At 63.9% G+C, this 18,115-nt stretch carries 16 protein-coding genes and 1 pseudogene; 11 read left to right on the top strand and 6 right to left on the bottom strand.

Features of this window, described 5'->3' with window-relative positions:
* The first annotated feature begins 6 nt into the window (after positions 1-6).
* The 4 genes from nrdE to OIT41_RS11825 all read left to right on the top strand — a co-directional run bounded on the left by nrdE (position 7) and on the right by OIT41_RS11825 (position 4,604).
* Positions 7-2,154: a class 1b ribonucleoside-diphosphate reductase subunit alpha gene (nrdE, locus tag OIT41_RS11840; RefSeq protein WP_241707844.1), complete on the top strand. Its 2,148-nt coding sequence runs from the start codon at positions 7-9 to the stop codon at positions 2,152-2,154.
* A gap of 118 nt (positions 2,155-2,272) precedes the next feature.
* Positions 2,273-3,247 (top strand): class 1b ribonucleoside-diphosphate reductase subunit beta, encoded by a 975-nt coding sequence (nrdF, locus tag OIT41_RS11835; RefSeq protein ID WP_059389329.1) that lies wholly within the window; start codon positions 2,273-2,275, stop codon positions 3,245-3,247.
* A 178-nt stretch (positions 3,248-3,425) separates the two neighbouring features.
* Positions 3,426-4,016, top strand: coding sequence for a hypothetical protein (locus OIT41_RS11830; protein ID WP_241707827.1), 591 nt, complete (start codon positions 3,426-3,428; stop codon positions 4,014-4,016).
* A 33-nt stretch (positions 4,017-4,049) separates the two neighbouring features.
* Positions 4,050-4,604, top strand: coding sequence for a hypothetical protein (locus tag OIT41_RS11825; protein ID WP_241707826.1), 555 nt, complete (start codon positions 4,050-4,052; stop codon positions 4,602-4,604).
* A 122-nt stretch (positions 4,605-4,726) separates the two neighbouring features.
* Here the strand turns inward: OIT41_RS11825 and OIT41_RS11820 are convergent, their stop codons facing one another.
* The 4 genes from OIT41_RS11820 to OIT41_RS11805 all read right to left on the bottom strand — a co-directional run bounded on the left by OIT41_RS11820 (position 4,727) and on the right by OIT41_RS11805 (position 9,935).
* Positions 4,727-5,434 (bottom strand): DNA alkylation repair protein, encoded by a 708-nt coding sequence (locus tag OIT41_RS11820; RefSeq protein WP_241707825.1) that lies wholly within the window; start codon positions 5,432-5,434, stop codon positions 4,727-4,729.
* Positions 5,435-5,495: 61 nt separating this feature from the next.
* On the bottom strand, positions 5,496-7,205 hold the full coding sequence (locus OIT41_RS11815) for an HNH endonuclease signature motif containing protein (protein ID WP_241707824.1): 1,710 nt from the start codon (positions 7,203-7,205) through the stop codon (positions 5,496-5,498).
* A 29-nt stretch (positions 7,206-7,234) separates the two neighbouring features.
* Positions 7,235-8,347, bottom strand: a complete 1,113-nt coding sequence (locus OIT41_RS11810) for a PDDEXK nuclease domain-containing protein (protein ID WP_241707823.1) — start codon at positions 8,345-8,347, stop codon at positions 7,235-7,237.
* A 697-nt stretch (positions 8,348-9,044) separates the two neighbouring features.
* The gene (locus tag OIT41_RS11805) at positions 9,045-9,935 is read right to left on the bottom strand and encodes a ribonuclease Z (RefSeq protein ID WP_241707822.1); all 891 of its coding nucleotides are present in this window, start codon (positions 9,933-9,935) and stop codon (positions 9,045-9,047) included.
* A gap of 103 nt (positions 9,936-10,038) precedes the next feature.
* Between OIT41_RS11805 and OIT41_RS11800 the strand changes: the two genes are divergently transcribed.
* Together OIT41_RS11800 and OIT41_RS11795 are read left to right on the top strand one after the other, a co-directional pair.
* Positions 10,039-11,013, top strand: a complete 975-nt coding sequence (locus tag OIT41_RS11800; RefSeq protein ID WP_241707821.1) for a dienelactone hydrolase family protein — start codon at positions 10,039-10,041, stop codon at positions 11,011-11,013.
* A 29-nt stretch (positions 11,014-11,042) separates the two neighbouring features.
* The gene (locus OIT41_RS11795; RefSeq protein WP_241707820.1) at positions 11,043-11,714 is read left to right on the top strand and encodes a DNA alkylation repair protein; all 672 of its coding nucleotides are present in this window, start codon (positions 11,043-11,045) and stop codon (positions 11,712-11,714) included.
* On the opposite strand, the gene OIT41_RS20995 is transcribed toward OIT41_RS11795, so the two are convergent.
* Positions 11,711-12,433 (bottom strand): S-layer homology domain-containing protein, encoded by a 723-nt coding sequence (locus tag OIT41_RS20995; RefSeq protein ID WP_413542330.1) that lies wholly within the window; start codon positions 12,431-12,433, stop codon positions 11,711-11,713. The two genes, OIT41_RS11795 and OIT41_RS20995, sit on opposite strands and share 4 nt — an antisense overlap.
* A gap of 288 nt (positions 12,434-12,721) precedes the next feature.
* Positions 12,722-13,183 (bottom strand): annotated as a pseudogene (locus OIT41_RS20990) (polysaccharide deacetylase family protein); the annotation flags it as partial.
* 220 nt (positions 13,184-13,403) lie between these two features.
* Here OIT41_RS20990 and OIT41_RS11780 point away from each other — a divergent pair.
* From OIT41_RS11780 to OIT41_RS11760, 5 genes are all read left to right on the top strand, one after another.
* Complete coding sequence (locus OIT41_RS11780; RefSeq protein ID WP_241707819.1) at positions 13,404-13,598, top strand: DUF1918 domain-containing protein; 195 nt, start codon at positions 13,404-13,406, stop codon at positions 13,596-13,598.
* A gap of 69 nt (positions 13,599-13,667) precedes the next feature.
* Positions 13,668-14,156, top strand: coding sequence for a DedA family protein (locus tag OIT41_RS11775; protein WP_241707818.1), 489 nt, complete (start codon positions 13,668-13,670; stop codon positions 14,154-14,156).
* A gap of 32 nt (positions 14,157-14,188) precedes the next feature.
* On the top strand, positions 14,189-14,992 hold the full coding sequence (locus OIT41_RS11770) for a thioesterase family protein (protein ID WP_241707817.1): 804 nt from the start codon (positions 14,189-14,191) through the stop codon (positions 14,990-14,992).
* Entirely contained in the window at positions 14,992-15,768 is a 777-nt protein-coding gene (locus tag OIT41_RS11765; protein ID WP_241707816.1) for a biotin/lipoate A/B protein ligase family protein, read from the top strand. Before OIT41_RS11770 ends, OIT41_RS11765 begins: the two co-directional genes overlap by 1 nt.
* Positions 15,769-15,797: 29 nt before the next feature.
* Positions 15,798-18,098 carry an FdhF/YdeP family oxidoreductase gene (locus OIT41_RS11760; RefSeq protein ID WP_241707815.1) on the top strand — a complete coding sequence of 767 codons (2,301 nt, stop codon included), beginning with the start codon at positions 15,798-15,800 and terminating at the stop codon, positions 18,096-18,098.
* The last annotated feature ends 17 nt before the right edge of the window (positions 18,099-18,115 follow it).

The following is an 18,115-nucleotide window of genomic DNA, read 5'->3' as shown; positions in this document are numbered from 1 at the left end:
GGCGCTATGGACACCGCCAAGGCCAAGAAGCCATTGCCGGAGGCCTACAAGGGCCTTGGCTACCATGAGCTCAATGCCATGTTGAACCTCTACGGTCCGAACGGGGAAATCCAGTTCGAAGCAGACCGCGAGGCCGCGCACCAGTACTTCCTGCAGCACGTGAACAACAACACCGTCTTCTTCCATGACCTGGAAGAGAAGCTGGACTACCTGGTCAAGAACCAGTACTACGAGCGCGAGACCCTCGACCAGTACACGATGAACTTCATCCGTGACCTGTTCAACCGCGCCTACAAGAAGAAGTTCCGCTTCGAGACCTTCCTCGGCGCCTTCAAGTTCTACACCTCCTACACGCTGAAGACCTTCGACGGCAAGCGTTTCCTGGAGCGCTACGAAGACCGCGTCTGCATGGTTGCCTTGCACCTTGCCCGCGGCAACGAGGAGCTGGCCAGCCGCCTCGTCGACGAGATCATCGACGGCCGCTTCCAGCCCGCCACTCCCACGTTCCTCAACGCCGGCAAGGCCCAGCGCGGCGAGCTGGTCTCCTGCTTCCTGTTGCGCATCGAAGACAACATGGAGTCGATCGCCCGCGGCATCAACTCGGCGCTGCAGCTGTCCAAGCGCGGCGGCGGCGTGGCCCTCTCGCTGACCAACATCCGCGAGCACGGCGCCCCGATCAAGCAGATCGAGAACCAGTCCTCCGGCGTCATCCCGGTCATGAAGCTCCTTGAAGACAGCTTCTCCTACGCCAACCAGCTCGGTGCCCGCCAGGGTGCGGGTGCCGTGTACCTGCACGCGCACCACCCGGACATCTATCGCTTCCTGGACACCAAGCGTGAAAACGCCGACGAGAAGATCCGCATCAAGACGCTGTCCCTCGGCGTCGTGGTCCCGGACATCACGTTCGAGCTGGCCAAGAAGAACGAGGACATGTACCTCTTCTCCCCGTACGACGTCGAACGCGTCTACGGCGTCCCGTTCTCCGACATCTCGGTCACCGAGAAGTACTACGAGATGGTGGACGACTCCCGGATCAAGAAGACCAAGATCAGCGCCCGCGAGTTCTTCCAGACCCTCGCGGAGATCCAGTTCGAGTCCGGCTACCCGTACATCATGTTCGAGGACACCGTGAACCGGGCCAACCCGATCGCGGGCAAGATAACCATGAGCAACCTGTGCTCGGAGATCCTGCAGGTTTCCACGCCGTCGATCTACGCCGAGGACCTCAGCTACGAGACGGTCGGCAAGGACATCTCCTGCAACCTTGGCTCGATGAACATCGCCAAGACCATGGATTCCCCGAACTTCGGCCTGTCGATCGAGACGTCCATCCGTGCCCTGAGCGCAGTGTCGGACATGTCCTACATCAACTCGGTGCCGTCCATCGCGCAGGGCAACGCCCAGAGCCACGCCATCGGTCTCGGCCAGATGAACCTGCACGGCTACCTTGCCCGCGAGCACGTCCACTACGGTTCCGAAGAGGGCCTGGACTTCACCAACATCTACTTCTACACGGTGCTGTTCCACGCCCTCCGTGCCTCGAACAAGCTGGCCATCGAGACCGGCCAGCCCTTCGGCGGCTTCGAGAACTCCACCTACGCGAGCGGCACGTTCTTCGACAAGTACACCGAGCAGGTGTGGGCTCCGGAGACCGAGCGCGTGAGCGAGCTCTTCGCCGGTATTCACATCCCGACGCAGGACGACTGGCGCGAGCTGAAGGCTTCCGTCATGGAGCACGGTATCTACAACCAGAACCTGCAGGCCGTCCCGCCCACGGGCTCCATCAGCTACATCAACAACTCGACGTCGTCGATCCACCCGGTGGCCGCCAAGATCGAAATCCGCAAGGAAGGCAAGATCGGCCGCGTCTACTACCCGGCTCCGTACCTTGACAACGACAACCTGGAGTACTACCAGGACGCGTATGAGATCGGCTACGAGAAGATCATCGACACCTACGCCGCTGCTACGCAGCACGTGGACCAGGGCCTGTCCCTGACGCTGTTCTTCAAGGACACTGCCACCACGCGTGACATCAACAAGGCGCAGATCTACGCATGGCGCAAGGGCATCAAGACGCTCTACTACATCCGCCTCCGCCAGCTCGCGCTGGAAGGCACCGAGGTTGAGGGCTGCGTTTCCTGCATGCTGTAACTGTTTTCGGTTGTTTATTTGCGGCAGCCGCCGCGCCTCAAAACTGAAGAGTACGACGCCGGGCGAGCGCCCGGCGTCGTACGCTTACCTTAAAGAACACATACGTTAAGGGGACGAAATGACCGAGAAGGTCAAGCTGCTTAGCCACGTCGAAGCGATCAACTGGAACCGCATCCAGGATGACAAGGACGTGGAGGTCTGGAACCGCCTGGTCAACAACTTCTGGCTGCCGGAGAAGGTGCCGCTGTCCAACGACGTCCAGTCCTGGCACACCCTGACGCCGGACGAGCAGCAGCTCACCATGCGCGTCTTCACGGGCCTGACCCTGCTGGACACCATCCAGGGAACCGTGGGCGCTGTGTCCTTGATCCCGGACGCCATCACCCCGCACGAAGAGGCCGTGTACACGAACATCGCCTTCATGGAGTCGGTGCACGCGAAGTCGTATTCCTCGATTTTCTCCACCCTGTGCTCCACCAAGGAGATCGACGACGCCTTCCGCTGGTCCCTCGAGAACGAGAACCTGCAGAAGAAGGCGCAGATCGTCATGGACTACTACCAAGGCGACGATCCCCTGAAGCGCAAGGTCGCTTCGACGCTGCTGGAATCGTTCCTGTTCTACTCCGGGTTCTACCTTCCGATGTACTGGTCTTCGCGTGCCAAGCTCACGAACACGGCAGACCTCATCCGCCTGATCATCCGCGACGAAGCCGTGCACGGCTACTACATCGGGTACAAGTTCCAGAAGGGGCTTGAGAAGGTCTCCGAGGAGAAGCGCCAGGAAATCAAGGACTACACGTTCGAGCTGCTCTTCGAGCTGTACGAAAACGAAGTCCAGTACACCCACGACCTCTACGACGGCGTCGGCCTCGCGGAGGACGTGAAGAAGTTCCTGCACTACAACGCCAACAAGGCCCTCATGAACCTCGGCTACGAGGCCATGTTCCCGGCCTCCGTCACCGACGTGAACCCGGCCATCCTGTCGGCCCTGTCACCCAACGCTGACGAGAACCACGACTTCTTCTCTGGGTCGGGGTCTTCCTATGTGATCGGCAAGGCTGTCAATACCGAGGATGAGGACTGGGAGTTTTAATCCTCCCTTCCCTTCCTGGCGGCCCACAACGCGGGGTCACTTATCGCCCATCCAAGGCATCGGAATGGGCGCTAAGTGACCCCGCGTTGTTTTTCACGAGGACGGGGACTGGACCACCGGAACGGTCCCCTCGCACGGCTCGGGCATTACGGCGTTCAAGTGGGCGATATGGGGAGGCATGGTGCCCCAGCCATCGCTGGAAGATCCGGATGTGGTCGGCATACAGTACGGGCAGGACTCCCGCGGATATAACGAGATGTCGGCGAGCATTACCTATACGCTGTGGCGCAATCCCGCTGGCCGATCCGACCCGATGAATCTGGCCGAGCTCGACGAGCAAGCGCGAAGGTCGATCGAAGACTTTCCGCCATGGCCGCGACCGGCATGGCTGATTGAAGGGGTTCAACGGATGCGATACCCGCAGCTCTGGGAGGCCGTGCGGACCACGTGGCATCGGGACCCTTCCGAACGCCCATCCCCGGCCCAGGTGCTGACAGAACACATGAACCACATCCTCGTGAATCGCTACCGGAGTGAATGGCCCGGGGGCATCGCGTGGGACCGTAACGCCGGGGACATCAGTAATCGTCCGGGCAGCCGCGTCGTAACCGTATGGATTGACGGCGTCGAAGTGCAGGGTGTGGAGATCGACGCGGATCCCCTCGTGTACGGGGTTGGCGCGTCACTTGAACAGGGTGGGGTTATGACTGCTGTCCTCCCACGCGAAGAGCTCGAATACATACGCATTGAATTCGCGAAACGCGCGTAGGCTGTGGGGACATCCACAGCGAGGGGGCCAAGGATGAAGCATCCGCGCACTGTGGCCGCCGTCGCCGTGCTGTTGGGGTTGGCCCTCTCCGGGTGCCAGACGATAGCCGGGCCGCTCCCGGTCGACTCCTCCACAACAGCGGTGCCCAGCCCGTCGTCGTCGGAGCTCACTGCCATCATCCAGACTGCTGTCGAGGACCGAAACGCCACCGTCCTCGACAATCCCACTGCTCCACGCCTGGCCGAAGGGCAGACGACGGCGGCGTACCGGGCCAAGCGCGCGCGGGACCTCCCGGTGGTGGCCCGGTCAAAGGCCGGGTTCAAGTCAAAGGGCTTTTGGTACACGGACTTTTCGACGAAGATCACGGTGGAATCCGTGGAGGTGAGCGGGTCGACGGCAAGCGTCCATTTCAAGGAACTCACGGAAGAACACCAGGCCTCGGCGGCGAACGGGCCAAGCAACGTCCCGTTGGGCTACTCGGTGTCGCAGCCCGCTATGTTCCTGGCATCCGTGGATGGATGGCAGCTGGACAGCATCGCCCCTTCCACGCCGGGGGGCCTTTTGCCGATGTCCATCGTCAAGGGCTGAAACCGGAGCTGCACCGGTCCCGGGTCGGATTGGCGCGGGATCCGCCAGATCTACCCTCCTCGGCCAGGGAACGTGCCAGCCGAAACTGTAGGAAGTAGAGGGTCGGATGGCCCGTTCAATTCCTACTTATCCTGCTGTCGGCGCACCATCTCGCTGATCCAGATGGGTGCGAACGGAGACGTGCAGTTCGGGGGAGTCGGATAATCCCTGAGCACCCCCAAGCGCTCACCGATGTCAATGGCGCGGGCGCGATGCTCGGCGTGTTCGATCCCGATCTGGGCCAAGCACTGGTTCATGGCCCATTGCAGGCGATCCGGCGCGTCTTCCATCTCCGCCTCGATGACGTCGAGCAATCCTGCGAGATCCAGGCCCTCGGGATTCTTCGCCACCCGTTCGCTCGTCAACGCCCAACCGGCACTCGCCACCACCGGATCCGGATCGGTGAACCAGGCAAGACGCAATTCTTCGCAGTGCGGGTTCTTCTTCGCCACGTAATTGACGAGCCAGTCGTGCACCTTCGGAGTCCGCGCCTGGCGCAACATGACGTCCAACTCATCACGGTCGAACCCCTTCGGACGGCAGATCAGGATGGCCAAAAGCCTGGCGGCCGTTTCATCCGTCGCCCAGAGCTGGTGCGCGAGTTCCTGCTGCGTCTTCAACCGCTTCGCGAGGGCGCGGAGTTTGCCGAGGTTCACACCGTGATCGTCCCCGTGTTTTTCGTTCACCGCGCGAGGCTTCGGGTCCTCGAGCGCGGCCAGCTCGGCCACTATCTCGAGCACAGTCTCTTCGACCACTTCAGCCTCCTGTTGGTCACTGGTGGGGTTGAGCATACTAGGACAGGAAGCTCCGGATGCTGTGGCCTGCGTCCCTCCTGCACGGACTTCCAGTGGATCAAGCGGTTTGGAACTCGGGACATTCCGGGTAGGGGTCGTTCAGCCGCACGGGTCGATCCGGATCCCCAGGATCGACTGGACCGTGGTCAACGTCCATGTCGTCGGGGTCGGGCCATGGATGTGCGGCCGTGAAGGAGCACCAGTCCGGGAAGGGATCCTGCGGCAGTTCCGGATCCCGCGGAAATTCCGGATGTGCCGGCAGCTCATGGCCCGGTGGCGCACCCGTGTCCAGGTCCGTGTCGATGATCGTGAAGTGGTGTGGCCAGCGGGGTGGTTCCCAGTCCTGCTGTTCGCTGGGGTAGTGCCGTTTGGATGGTGAGGTCCAGCCCGGCGGGTGGTCCTTGCTGGCCGGGGAGGGAGTCCATCCGGTCCGATGTCTGAGACGGTGGTGCTTGGGGCAGGGTTGGCCGAGGTTGGTGATGCCGGTGGTGCCGCCGTCGGCCCAGGCCAAGAGATGGTCCGCGTCGTTGTCCAGGGAGTGGTTGTTGCAGCCGGGGAAAGGGCATTTGCCGTCGCGGAGCCGCAGCCACTGGCGCTGGGCCTTGGTGAGGCGGTAGCTCGTCCGTCCGATTTCCAGCGGAGCGCCGTCGCGGGGGTCGATCAAGACGCGGTGAAAAGAGTCAGCGCCGTCGGCGATCAGGCTCCTGGCCATGGACGGCGGGATCGGCCCATACCCGTCCAGCATGGCCGGTTCCTCCGTGACGCCCAGCAGGGACAGGATCGGGACGGTGACCAGCACCTGCGCCCGCGGGGACGGAACGCGCCCCGTCAGCCCCGGTTCCGCGCGTCCGCCGCCCGCCAGGCCGCCGTCGGGCACAACGCCCGGCAGGCCGCCGTCGGGCACAACGCCCGCCAGGCCGCCGTCGGGCACACCGCCGGTGGTGTTGGTGAGGAGCCAGGTGGCGGTGATGTCAGCGCGGAGCTGGGCGAGGGTCCGGGGCTCGTCGGGGCCTTGGAGGGCGCGGGCGGCGGCGGTGGTCCGTTCCCATATGCCCGCGGCGGTGGCCGCCGGGAGGTAGGCGGAGAGCCAGGCCATGCCGTCGCGGTCCGGGAGGTATTCGACCCGCCGGTCTTCGGCGCTCTTGGCGTGGCGCGATTCGATGCTGACGGGGTGGTGGCGTTCGCGCCAGGTGCGTGCTTTGGCCCGGAACCGGGACGGGACGAGGGCCCCGGCCGGGCAGCCGCGGGCGGGGTTGGGAGCATCGGGGTCCAGGAAGTGCGCTTCCAGGGCGGCTGCCCCGGCGGGGCCCAGGCCGCTTGTTTCGTCGACGATGATCCGGGCGTGCTGCCAGGAGATCGTTCCGGACTGCAGGGCCTTCAGGGTCAGCGGCAGCGTCGTGGTCAGGGACCGGGATTCGACCAGGAGGCCCCCGGCAGTCCGTTCGCTGACGGTCAGGACGCAGGCGACCTCGGCGATCAGGGCAAGTTCCTGGGCGGTGGATTCCTGTGGCGAGGACGCTGGCGGCGCCAGGGCACTGGCCGCCTGGACGTAATCCGCGGCGAGCTTCGCTTTCAGCGCGGCGGTCCGGGCTTCCAGCCTGGCCACTTCGGCGAGGCCGTCCAGGCAACCATCGGCGAGATCCCGGAGCGGATCGGGGCGTTCGGAGGGACCAGCGTCCTGAGCGAAGGCGGCAAGCACGGCAACGGACGCGGCAACGGCCTCCACTGCCGCCCTGCTCTCCGCGCTCCAGGCTGTCTTTCCATCCATGCCCCCAGCATCTCAGGAGGCACCGACAATTAAGCTCCGTCGCTGGGAGAGCCCCACACCGGTTCCCGCTGCTCGACCGGCTTGCTGCTGATGCCCTGCGAAAGCTCAGCCTCCAGCTCGCTGATGCTCGGCAGCGTTGACGCGATTTCGGGCAGCGACCCCGCGATCTCGGCTTCCCATTCTGCGATGCCAACGGGCTTGTTGAACCCGCGCAGCGCATATTCGGCCACGACGTTGTTTTTGGTCTTGCATAGCAGGAGCCCAATGGTTGGCTGATCGTCGGCGTGCGCGAGCAGATCGTCCACGGCGGACATGTACATGTTGATTTGGCCTAGGTATTCGGGTTTGAAGGCGGTGGCCTTCAGTTCAATGACCACGAAGCATCGCAGTTTGAAGTTGTAGAACAGCAGATCCGTGAAGAACTCGTCGCTGCTGATGGTGAGCCTTACCTGCCGGCCCACGAACGCGAAGCCTTGGCCAAGTTCCAAGAGGAACTTCTCAACGTGCCGGATCAACTGGTTTTCAAGGTCGCGCTCGTCCCGCTTGCCACTCATGGCGACGAAATCGAAGACATAGGGGTCTTTGAACGACTGTTGGGCAAGATCAGAGTCCGACGGCGGCATGGTCGCCTTGAAGTTGGTGATCGCCTTGCCGGAGCGTTCGTGAAGCCGGGTTTCGATCTGGACTGCCAAGACGCTTCGCGACCAGCCTTCCGCCAGGGCCTGGTCGGCGTACCAGACCCTGTCAGCTTGGTCCGCCAGTTTGTCGAGCAGGATGACGTTGTGGCCCCACGGCAATGTTGCAACAGACTGTTGCAACATTGGGAAGTCCGGCCAAGCCTCTGCAAAAGACTTCATGTACCGGAGGTTTCGTGGTGAGAAGCCCTTCGCCTCAGGGAAGGCCGACCGGATGTCTGCCGAGAGCCGCGTGACCACTTTGCTGCCCCACCCCTCCGCGGACTCCCGCTCGGCCAGTTGCTTACCAATGGCCCAGTAGGAAAGGAGCATCTCCCGGTTGGCGGCTGAGACTGCCCTGGACCTGCCGGAATGGATCTGACGTGACACCGAAGCCAGCAGCTCCGGGTACCAAGCAGGCATGACGGATTTCGCGGGCGTTGATTCAAACGAAGCTGGTGCGGACATACCGGGGCGGATCCTTTTCTCGGCAATCATTTCAAGGTGAACCTATCGGCGGGCACTGACACTTTCTCCAGGACATTGGCCCAGGACAGGAGCCCGGGGGATGGGCCCGGGGGATGGGCCAAGAGCTCCAGACGGCCCCGTTACCCTGGGTGGTCAGCCGGGCTGCCATCTGCCGGCGCATCCAGTCATAGGCGTCCTCATGAAACGGATCGACCAATGAGTTGTGCGGAACATGGACGCCAGTCGACAGGAGGGCCTCAAGCACTTCCCTCGGCTGAATCGTGTGGAGCAGGAGCCGCTCAGCAGAGATGTCGTAGCCGATCCGGCCGCGCGGGACGGCAGCGGCGGGCCGGGCTTTTCTGATAGGAAAGATCAACACGCAGGCATCTTCAGTGCGGGCACCGACATTTCCGGCCGGCTACCAGGCAGCCAGCCACAAAGTAAAAGCCGACGCCCCCAACCAAGTCAGAACAGCACAGACCGGGGGGCCGGCGGCGTCTGGGGTAGAGAGCCCCGAGCCCCGGGCTCCAGGGGCCCTCCCGCCGTCGGCCCCGTCTTTTCCGGACCCGTCAGGGCCGGTAGCTGTCGAAGTGCCGAATCTGTTCCTACATATATTCAACCGTCTTTTCCTACGATCTGAAACGAGTGGCGTGTACTCGTTTTAGGTCCGGAACCTCGGCAATACCACCCTCACCAGCTATGGCCACCGCTGCCGTTTTGGAAAGGGAATCCGGTCCAAGTCGTTCGCCGCGAGCACCGGAATTCCTCCCGACCGCGCGCGGGCTTGCTCCGCGAGCAGGCCGACGTCGGTATAGCGCGACGAGAAGTGGGTGAGGATGAGCATGCCAGCGTGGGCGGTGGCAGCCAATGCGCCCGATTGGCCCGCCGTCAGGTGACGGTATTGGGCGGCGAGCTCGCCGTCGTCGTCGCTGAAAGTGGACTCCGCGACGAGAAGATCGACGCCCTCGGCGAGTTCCTCAGCACCGGCGCATGGCGCCGTGTCCATGACGAAAGCAAAGCTCTGCCCGGGCCTCGGCACGCTCACATCCTCCAAGCGCACCCCGCCCAGTTTCCCGTCCTGCTGGAGGAGGCTGATGTCCGGACCGGCAATCCCGGCCGCCGCCAGCCGGTCCGGAAGAAGGCTGCGACCGTCGCGTTCTGCAACCCTGTAGCCGTAAGTCTCGATCCGGTGCAAGAGCGGGCGTACCTCCAGTCCCGGGGCGACGGCTCCTGCGCCGCCATGCGGATGCAGGCGAAGGTCGGCGCCGGGGGAGGCCACGGCAACGAGCGCACGGATCATGTCCTCGCCGGATGCGGGATAGTGCAAGTGGACCGGATGAGGAACCCGGTCTAGGGCCATGCGGGAAAGCACCCCTGGAAGCCCCAGGCAGTGGTCGCCGTGGACATGGGTGATGCAGATACGGGTGATCTGGCGGGCCGAGACACCCGCCTGGATCATTTGGCGCTGGGTGCCTTCTCCAGGGTCGAAGAGCAGGCCCTCCCCGTCCCAGTGGAGCACATATCCGTTGTGGTTGCGGGTCCGGGTGGGGACCTGGGAAGCGGTGCCGAGGACCACGAATTCGCGCATGGATCCGAGTCTCTCACTGCCGGGCTGCTTTCCCCATCGTTTGCTGCCCTTGCCGGTCGCCAGCCTTGGGAGGAAGATATGCGGCAGACCCAGGAGGCCTTCCATGATCCAGCTCGGGAAATTTGAAAAGTACTTGGTCGAGGAATTCTTCGACGATTACCGCTCGGGAGACATGTCGCAGCGGGCATTCGTCCGTCGGCTCGCATTCATCACCGGGAGCATGGCTGCCGCGTCCTCGACGATGCTGCAGCTCGGATGCACTCCGGAGGAGGTCCCGCGAAGCGGTGATCCCATGCCAGCACCGGACGCATCGTCCGTCCGGCCGGTTACCACGGCGATGGCCGGGGCCGTGCCTGGAGCGAAGAGCCCTCTTTCCGTTCCCGAGGGCGCGCCCGGATTGGAGGCGGCCATGGTCCGGTTCCCGGCAGGCGAAACCGAAATCAGCGCCTACCTTGCGCGGCCCGACACGGCCGGCGCTGGGCCGGCGGTGCTGGTTTGCCACGAGAACCGTGGACTGACACCGCATATCCAGGACATAGCGCGGCGTTTCGCGCACGCCGGATACGTTGCCTTGGCCCCGGATCTCCTCAGCAGGGAAGGAGGCACATCGAGCCTGGATCCCGACGCCGTACCCGGAGCCCTGACCCGGGCCGGAGCTGAACGCCACGTCTCCGACTTCTCGGCGGGTTTCGACTATCTCCGGTCGCTGGATGACGTTGACGGAGAGCGGATCGCGATGAACGGCTATTGTTTTGGCGGCGGCATCACCTGGCAATGCGCGACGGAAATACCGAGGCTGAAAGCCACTGCCGCCTTCTATGGACCCGCCCCCGATCTCGATAAAGTCCCATCCATCAAACCTGCCGTCTTTGGCGTCTATGCCGAACTCGACCAGCGCATCACCGGCGCGATGCCTGCCCTTCGGGATGCCCTGGCTGCCACCGATGTGCGCCACAAGCTCACTGTCTATCCCGGCGTCGACCATGCATTCCACAACGACACCAGCGAGCGGTACAACGAAGCGCAAGCGACCGCTGCGTGGCGGGACATGCTGGCCTGGTTTGGCGAGTACGTCTGAACGCACGCTATTGCGGAAGAATGTTTCGCATGAGTGACGCTGGCGAGTTCATCGATGAGGCTTTACGCCGTGAAAGCTCCTGGATCCGCGCGGAAGACATGCAGAGCCGGCTCGGAGGAGGCCACCGTTATTACGGCTCCTCCGTGGGTGCCGTCCGCGGGACAGTCCGCGACGCCCTCCGCAAGTACCCGGCACTCGAGCACGACGAAGTCACCGCCTTGAGCTCGGAATTGTGGGAGGTTCCCGTCTTCGAACGAAGGCTCGCGGCAATCGTCCTGTTGCAGTCAAACGTCCAGCTCCTGATCAATACCGATCTGACCAGGCTTGAGGGTTTTATCCGCGAAGGAAGGCTCCGCGAATTGGTCGATCCGCTGGCGGTCGACGTGATCGGGCCGTTGATCGCCGGGCTGGAAGGGCAGCTAAGGTCGCGCGCTGACGGCGTGCTGGACCGGTGGGCGCAGGAACCAGACGAATGGCTTCGCCGCGCCGCCCTGATGTCGCCATGGAGGGCACTCCGTGCCGGCGGAGGCGATTGGGACGCGTTCCTACGGCACGCCGCCGTAGCGCTCGACGCCGTTCGCGATACGGGCGGTGACGCTGCGGTGGTCCGGGACGCGGTCTCCACTGTTCTGGACGGGATTGCCAAGCGCCGGCCCGATCTGCGGTTTACCGCGGTGAGCTCCGGGGGGAATTCCGCTTAGCTTCTCGGGAAACTGGTGTTGTAGCGGTACATGAATGCTGCCATGGCATCCCGCGCGACGGCGGTGACCGGCCGATACGTCCTGGTGCTGTTCGACTCTGTCCACCCGGTGGAGATTCCCGTGGTCGAGAGCCAGTTGATTTCCTTGTAGAACGGAGTCTGTGGTGTCACGTCAGTGAACGGTGAGGCGGCCGGGGCCGCGTAGGCCGGGCTGCCTGCGAGCCGATACATGAAGGCCGCCATGGCATCCCGGTTCACGGGCTGCAGCGGGCGGTACGTCCTGATGCCGTTTCCTTCGTCCCAGCCGGTAGAGATGCCCTGCGTCGAGAGCCACGTGATTTCCTTGTAGAACGGGGTTTGCGTCGTCATGTCGGCGAACGGAGAAACGGCCGGGGGCGAGAAGGCCGGGCTGCCCGCCAGCCGGTACATGAAGGCCGCCATCGCGTCGCGGTTCACGGGATCCAGGGGGTGGTAGGTCCTGGTCCCGTTTGCTTCGACCCAGCCGGTCGAAATGCCTTGGGTTGCGAGCCACGTGATTTCGGTGATGTACGTGTAGTTGCTGGGGACATCCGTGAAGGGGCTCGACGCCGGTGGCGGTGGCGGTGGTGGCGGGGTGGTGGACTGCCCCAACGCCTGGGCGACGGTCCGGACCGATGTGGTCCCGTTGGCAGTCCGTGCGGCCAACCAGGTGACGAACGTGTCAAAGAGCGTTGGGCTGATGGTCAGGGTCGGATCAGTGCCCACTGCGATGTGGTGGAAAGTCAGTTCCAGCCACCCTCCGGTGCTTTCGGCGTTAGTGACCAGGTCCTCCAGATTCTGCAGGGTCCAGGTGCTGTCGACTTCGTCCGGGGCCTTGGTGACCAGGGGGTTTGCCGGAGGAAGGGTCTCAGCGAACGGGCAGCTTGGGCAGCTCGCGGGTGAACGGATGTCGCCGAGCCCGCGGCCGCTGGCAAATCCACAGTTCTTCACATCAGATTGAACGGACGCGTTCTCGGCGGCAAAAGGATAGGCGAAGTTGTTCACCTGGAATCCCCAGCTTTCGAGCGTCGACTTGCCGTTGCAGATCTCGGCGCTGGCGGCTGCCGAGGTGAGCGTGGTGAGATCCGGGTGGGTAACCGTGTGGCCCCCGATCTCGTTACCGTCGCCCGCGATGGTATGCAGGTCGGTCTGCGTGAGGTACCCCGGGGTGCCGATCCAGCTGGTGGTGATGAAGAAGGTTCCCACCAGGCCGTGGGCTTTCAACACCTGCTCGGCGGCAAGCTGGTTGCCGTTGCCGTCGTCGAAGGTCAAACTCACGATGGTCTGGGCTGCCGCCCGGGCGGGAGCGGCGACTCCGGTGAGGGCTCCCGCCGTGAGCAGGAGGGCGCCCAGGACGGCCACGATCCGCTTGTACTTTTCGGGGTTGCCTATCCGGCGAATTCCGGCCGCTCGCGGGCCGTGCTTCCTGAAACGCTGATCCAAGCTGCGCATGGCTCCTCCACGAGACGAGGGCCCCCAGGTGGCGTATGAATGTAGGGTACGCCTTCGCTCGCGCAGGTTGAACACGAAAACAATCAAAATCCGAATTCACAGCTTGCTCCAAGGTTCCGGGGAGTGGGGCCGGGCAGGCACGGCCGCGTCGGCCGGCCGTCTCAAGCCTGTTCCCACGACGGCCCAACACTCGTACTCTGAATGCTGGGAGGTGGTTCCTGTGGAAGCAGCCCAGGGAGATCGGATCATCATTCATGGCAGGACGGTCGGGGCATCGGACCGGCATGGCGAGATTATCGAAGTCCGCGGAGCAAATGGTGCGCCGCCGTACTTCGTGCGTTTCGACGACGGCCACGAGACCATCCTTTATCCAGGTGGTGATTTCACGATCGATCGCACAGGCGGCAGGTCCTAACCGAGAAACGGCCGTCTTCCGCCTTGAGCTAAGGTAGGACTTAGCTGCTGAAGAGACCGGGGGGCGCGCGTGGACCAGATCCTCGACCTGCCCTTTGAGGTGGCACTTGCGGCGCTGTTCGCTGGGGTGATGGTCCGGGTCAACGCGACATACTGGATCGGCCGCGGCGCAGCGGCGGGAATGGAACGCACGCGTTTCGCACGCGCTCTGCATCGCCCCAAAGCAAGCAAAGCGCAGGCGTTGATACAGCGCTTCGGCCCCTACGCCGTCGTACTGACCTTCCTCACCATCGGACTCCAAACGGCCGTCAACTTTGCTGCGGGGGCTGCGAGAATGCCACTCAGCCGGTATCTCCCTGCGGCGATAGTGGGCTCCGGCATCTGGGCCTTCGTCTACGCGACTATTGGTCTCGCGGCGATCGATGCTTGGCTCGCTGTCCTAGCGGCCTCCCCGCTGGCAGCTGTTCTCCTGGTTCTCTCGCTCGCCGGACTTGCAGCCGGCCTGGTCATGTGGCGCCGACGTCGGACGGCCGTGGCGCCAGAAGATACAGTGGTCTGAGTTCCATTACCGGACCGGCGAAAGGGCAGGCGTTGAGTATTGAGCTTCCGGACCTTGCGGAAGGCGGTTTCTACTACGAATCGCTCGGGAACGGGCGGTTCCGCTCGACCATCCACGCCCAGGGCGCGTGGAATCCGCATGAGCAGCACATGGCGCCCGCATCGGGCATCATGGCCGATGCCCTGCTCCGACACGAGCCGCGCGACGACGTCCGGATGGCCCGCCTCAGCTACGAAATCCTGGGGTTGATCCCGGGCGGCGAATTCGACATCACTACGACGACGCTCCGCCCCGGCAGGACAATTGAACTGATCCAGGCGGAACTCTCGGCGGCTGGACGCGTGGCTATCCGGGCCACCGCCTGGCGCATGGCCACCAGCGACACGAGTGCGGTGGCCGCGATAGAGGACGTCGCCATGCCGGCCCCGGACGAATGCAAGCCGTGGGACGGGGCGAGCGTGTGGCCGGGTGGCTACATCCGGTCCCTGGAGATGCGGATAGCGGAAGGGCACCGGGCCGGTTCGGGCAAAGTCTGGATCCGCACAGAGCATCCGCTCACCGATGCTGCGGACAGCCGCGATCTCGCGAGGCTCGTTGGACTCGTTGACACAGCCAACGGCATCGCCGCCCGCGTTTCGCCCGGTAAGAACAGCTATATCTTCCCCAACCTTGACCTGCAGATCCACATGTACCGTGAACCCGCAGGGGAATGGCTGGGACTGGACAACATGGTCTCCTTTGGCAATGACGGCATCGGCCTGACGTCCACGGTGCTTCACGACATCAGCGGCCCCTTCGGCCGTGCCGAGCAGATCCTGACGCTGAGGAAGAGCTGATGGTGGAGGACGCCGCCCGGCCATTGCGCACGCTGACGGTGGTGCGCCAGGAAGAATCACTCGGCGTCGCTGATGACCTTGACTTCGGAATCGAGCTCCTCAACCGTGCCCGCAGGGGGCTGCTGGGACCAACACTGAGGTTGTACCGGCCCCGCCCTACCGTGGCGTTCGGGCAACGCGACGCCAAGCTGCCGGGATTCCAGGCCGCGTCCGAGGCTTGCCGGGACCTGGGCTTCGAACCCTTGATCCGCAAGGCGGGTGGCCGGGCAGCGGCCTACCACCGGGGCACCTTGGTGATCGACCATGTGGAGCCGCACGCCGACGCGATTGCCGGGGCGAAGTCCCGTTTCTCCTTCTTTGGCGAGCTCCTCGCGGGTGCGCTCCGCCGCGTCGGCGTGCAGGCCGCCGTCGGCGAGATCCCCGGCGAATACTGCCCGGGTGAGTTCAGCGTCCACGGCCTGGACCCGGATTTTCCAACCCACCAGATCAAGCTGGTCGGCACCGCCCAGAGGGTGGTCTCCGGGGGATGGCTGTTCAGCTCGGTGATCGTCGTCGAGAATTCGGCGCCCATCCGCGAAGTCCTCACGGCCAGCTATGAAGCCCTTGGCCTCGAGTGGGACCCCGCCACAGCCGGCGCCGCCAACGACCTCTTGCCCCAGCTGGACGTACCCACGGTGGAAGACGCCGTCGTCGCGGCTTACTCGGAATACGCCCGGCTCGTCGACGGCGATTTCCAGGACCTGCTTCCTGTGACGAGCACCAGCACGCCGTTGTAGGCCACAAAGGCCGGGACTACGCTTGAACAATGGACAAGAAACCGTCCGTCGTCCATGATTCCGATGCGGACCTCACCGTCGGTCCGCCGAAGCGGTCCGCCGCGGGATTGCCGAGCCTGGTGGACTCCTTGCCCCGTGCGTTGAGCGACATGGGGCCGTCCCGTGCCTGGAAGTCCTTGCTGGCCATGAACCAGAAGGATGGCTTCGACTGCATGAGCTGCGCGTGGCCGGATCCTCCGGAGCGGAAGGTGGCCGAGTTCTGTGAGAACGGCGCGAAGGCCGTCGGGTGGGAGGCCGATCCGCTCAAAGTTCCGTCCACTTTCTGGGACGAGAACGACGTCGACTCCCTCGCCGAACGTTCAGAGTACTGGCTGGGACAGCAGGGCAGGCTCGTGGAACCCGTCTACAAACCCGCAGGGGCGAGCCACTACCGGCCCATCAGTTGGGACAATGCGTTCCGGATTATTGCCCGCGAACTAAACGACCTGGAATCGCCCGACGAGGCAACCTTCTATACGAGCGGACGGACGAGCAACGAAGCCGCGTTCGTCTACCAGCTCTTCGTCCGGGCGTTCGGGACCAACAACCTCCCCGATTGCTCGAATATGTGCCACGAGTCCACCGGGCTGGCCCTCGGGGAGACGCTCGGCGTGGGCAAGTCTGCCGTAACGTACACGGACTTTGCCAAGGCGGATTTGATCATCATCATGGGCCAGAACCCGGGGACCTGCCATCCCCGGATGCTCACCGCATTGGAAGAGGCAAAGCTTGCCGGCGCCAGCATCGTGGCGGTGAACCCGCTGCCGGAAGCCGGACTCATCAACTTCAAGAACCCGCAACGTCCCCGTGGACTGGTAGGCAAAGGAACGGATTTGGCAGACCAGTTCCTGCAGATACGCCTCGCAGGAGACATGGCGTTGCTCCAAGCAGTGTCCAAGCGGGTGCTGGACGCGGAGAAGGCGGCGCCGGGGGCCGTCCTGGATCACGCGTTCATCGAGAAGCACTGCCAAGGACTCGAAGAGTTCCGAGCCCATATCGACCATCTGGACGAGCAGGAGGTCCTCGCCGCGACGGGCCTGAGGACGGAGGAAATCGACGAGCTTGCCTCCCGCTACCTGCGTGCCGAGAAGGTCATCATCACGTGGGCCATGGGCCTGACCCAGCACAAGAAGGCCGTGATGACCATCAAGGAGATCGTCAACCTGCTCCTGCTCCGCGGGAACATCGGCAAACCCGGCGCAGGTCCGTCGCCGATCCGTGGACACAGCAACGTCCAGGGGGACCGGACCATGGGCATTTGGGAGAAGATGCCGGAACCGTTCCTCAACGCCCTGCAGCAGGAATTCGGCTTTGACCCGCCCCGGCACCCGGGCCTGGATTCCGTGGACAGCATCCGCGGCATGCGGGACGGCCGGATCAAGGTGCTCGTCGCGCTCGGTGGAAACCTCGTGCATGCCATGTCCGACACCACAGCGGCCGAGTCAGCAGTCCGCAAGACCCGGTTGTCCGTCCAGATTTCCACGAAGCTCAACCGCTCCCACGCCGTAGTGGGGGAACAAGCGATGATCCTGCCGACCATGGGCCGCACGGAAATAGACCGTCAGGCCAGCGGCGAGCAGTTCGTCACCGTCGAAGACACGGTCTGCGCGGTTCACCGTTCGGCGGGAAGGCTGGAGCCGATTTCGGACAAAGTCTTGTCCGAGGTGGCGATCGTGTGCCGCATGGCCGGCACGGTACTCGGCGATAAGGTCCCGGTTGATTGGCACGGCTTCGAGGCGGACTACGACACCGTGCGCGAACACATTTCCCATGTGGTGCCGGGCTTTGAGAACTTCAACCAGAAGGCCCGGAGCCGTGACGGTTTCGTCCTGGCCCACGGCCCGCGGGACGAGAGGAAGTTTCCCACCGCCACCGGGAAAGCAATGTTCACGGTCAACGACCTTGAGACCATCCATCTCCCCGAGGGGCGTTTGCTGCTCCAGACAGTGCGCTCCCACGATCAGTTCAACACAACCACCTACAGCATGAACGACCGCTACCGGGGCGTGAAGAAGGGCCGCATGGTGCTTTTCGCCCATCGTGACGACCTGGCTGATCTGGGCCTTGCCGATGGTGGCTATGTGGACGTGCACAGTGAAGCCGACGACGGCGTGGACAGGGTACTGCGGCAGTTGCGGCTCATCGCGTACCCGACGGCGCGCGGTTGCGTGACTGCCTACTACCCGGAAGCGAACGTCCTGGTACCGCTGGATTCGACCGCCGAAGGCAGCAACACTCCCGCGTCCAAGTCCGTCGTGGTGCGCCTGGAACCGGCTGCGCCACCCGGATGACTCCCTAATCGGGATTA

The sequence above is a fragment of the Arthrobacter sp. YA7-1 genome (assembly GCF_025960325.1).
GTDB classification, from domain to species: Bacteria; Actinomycetota; Actinomycetes; order Actinomycetales; family Micrococcaceae; genus Arthrobacter; species Arthrobacter bambusae_A.
This window is presented reverse-complemented; position numbering and strand designations above follow the sequence as displayed.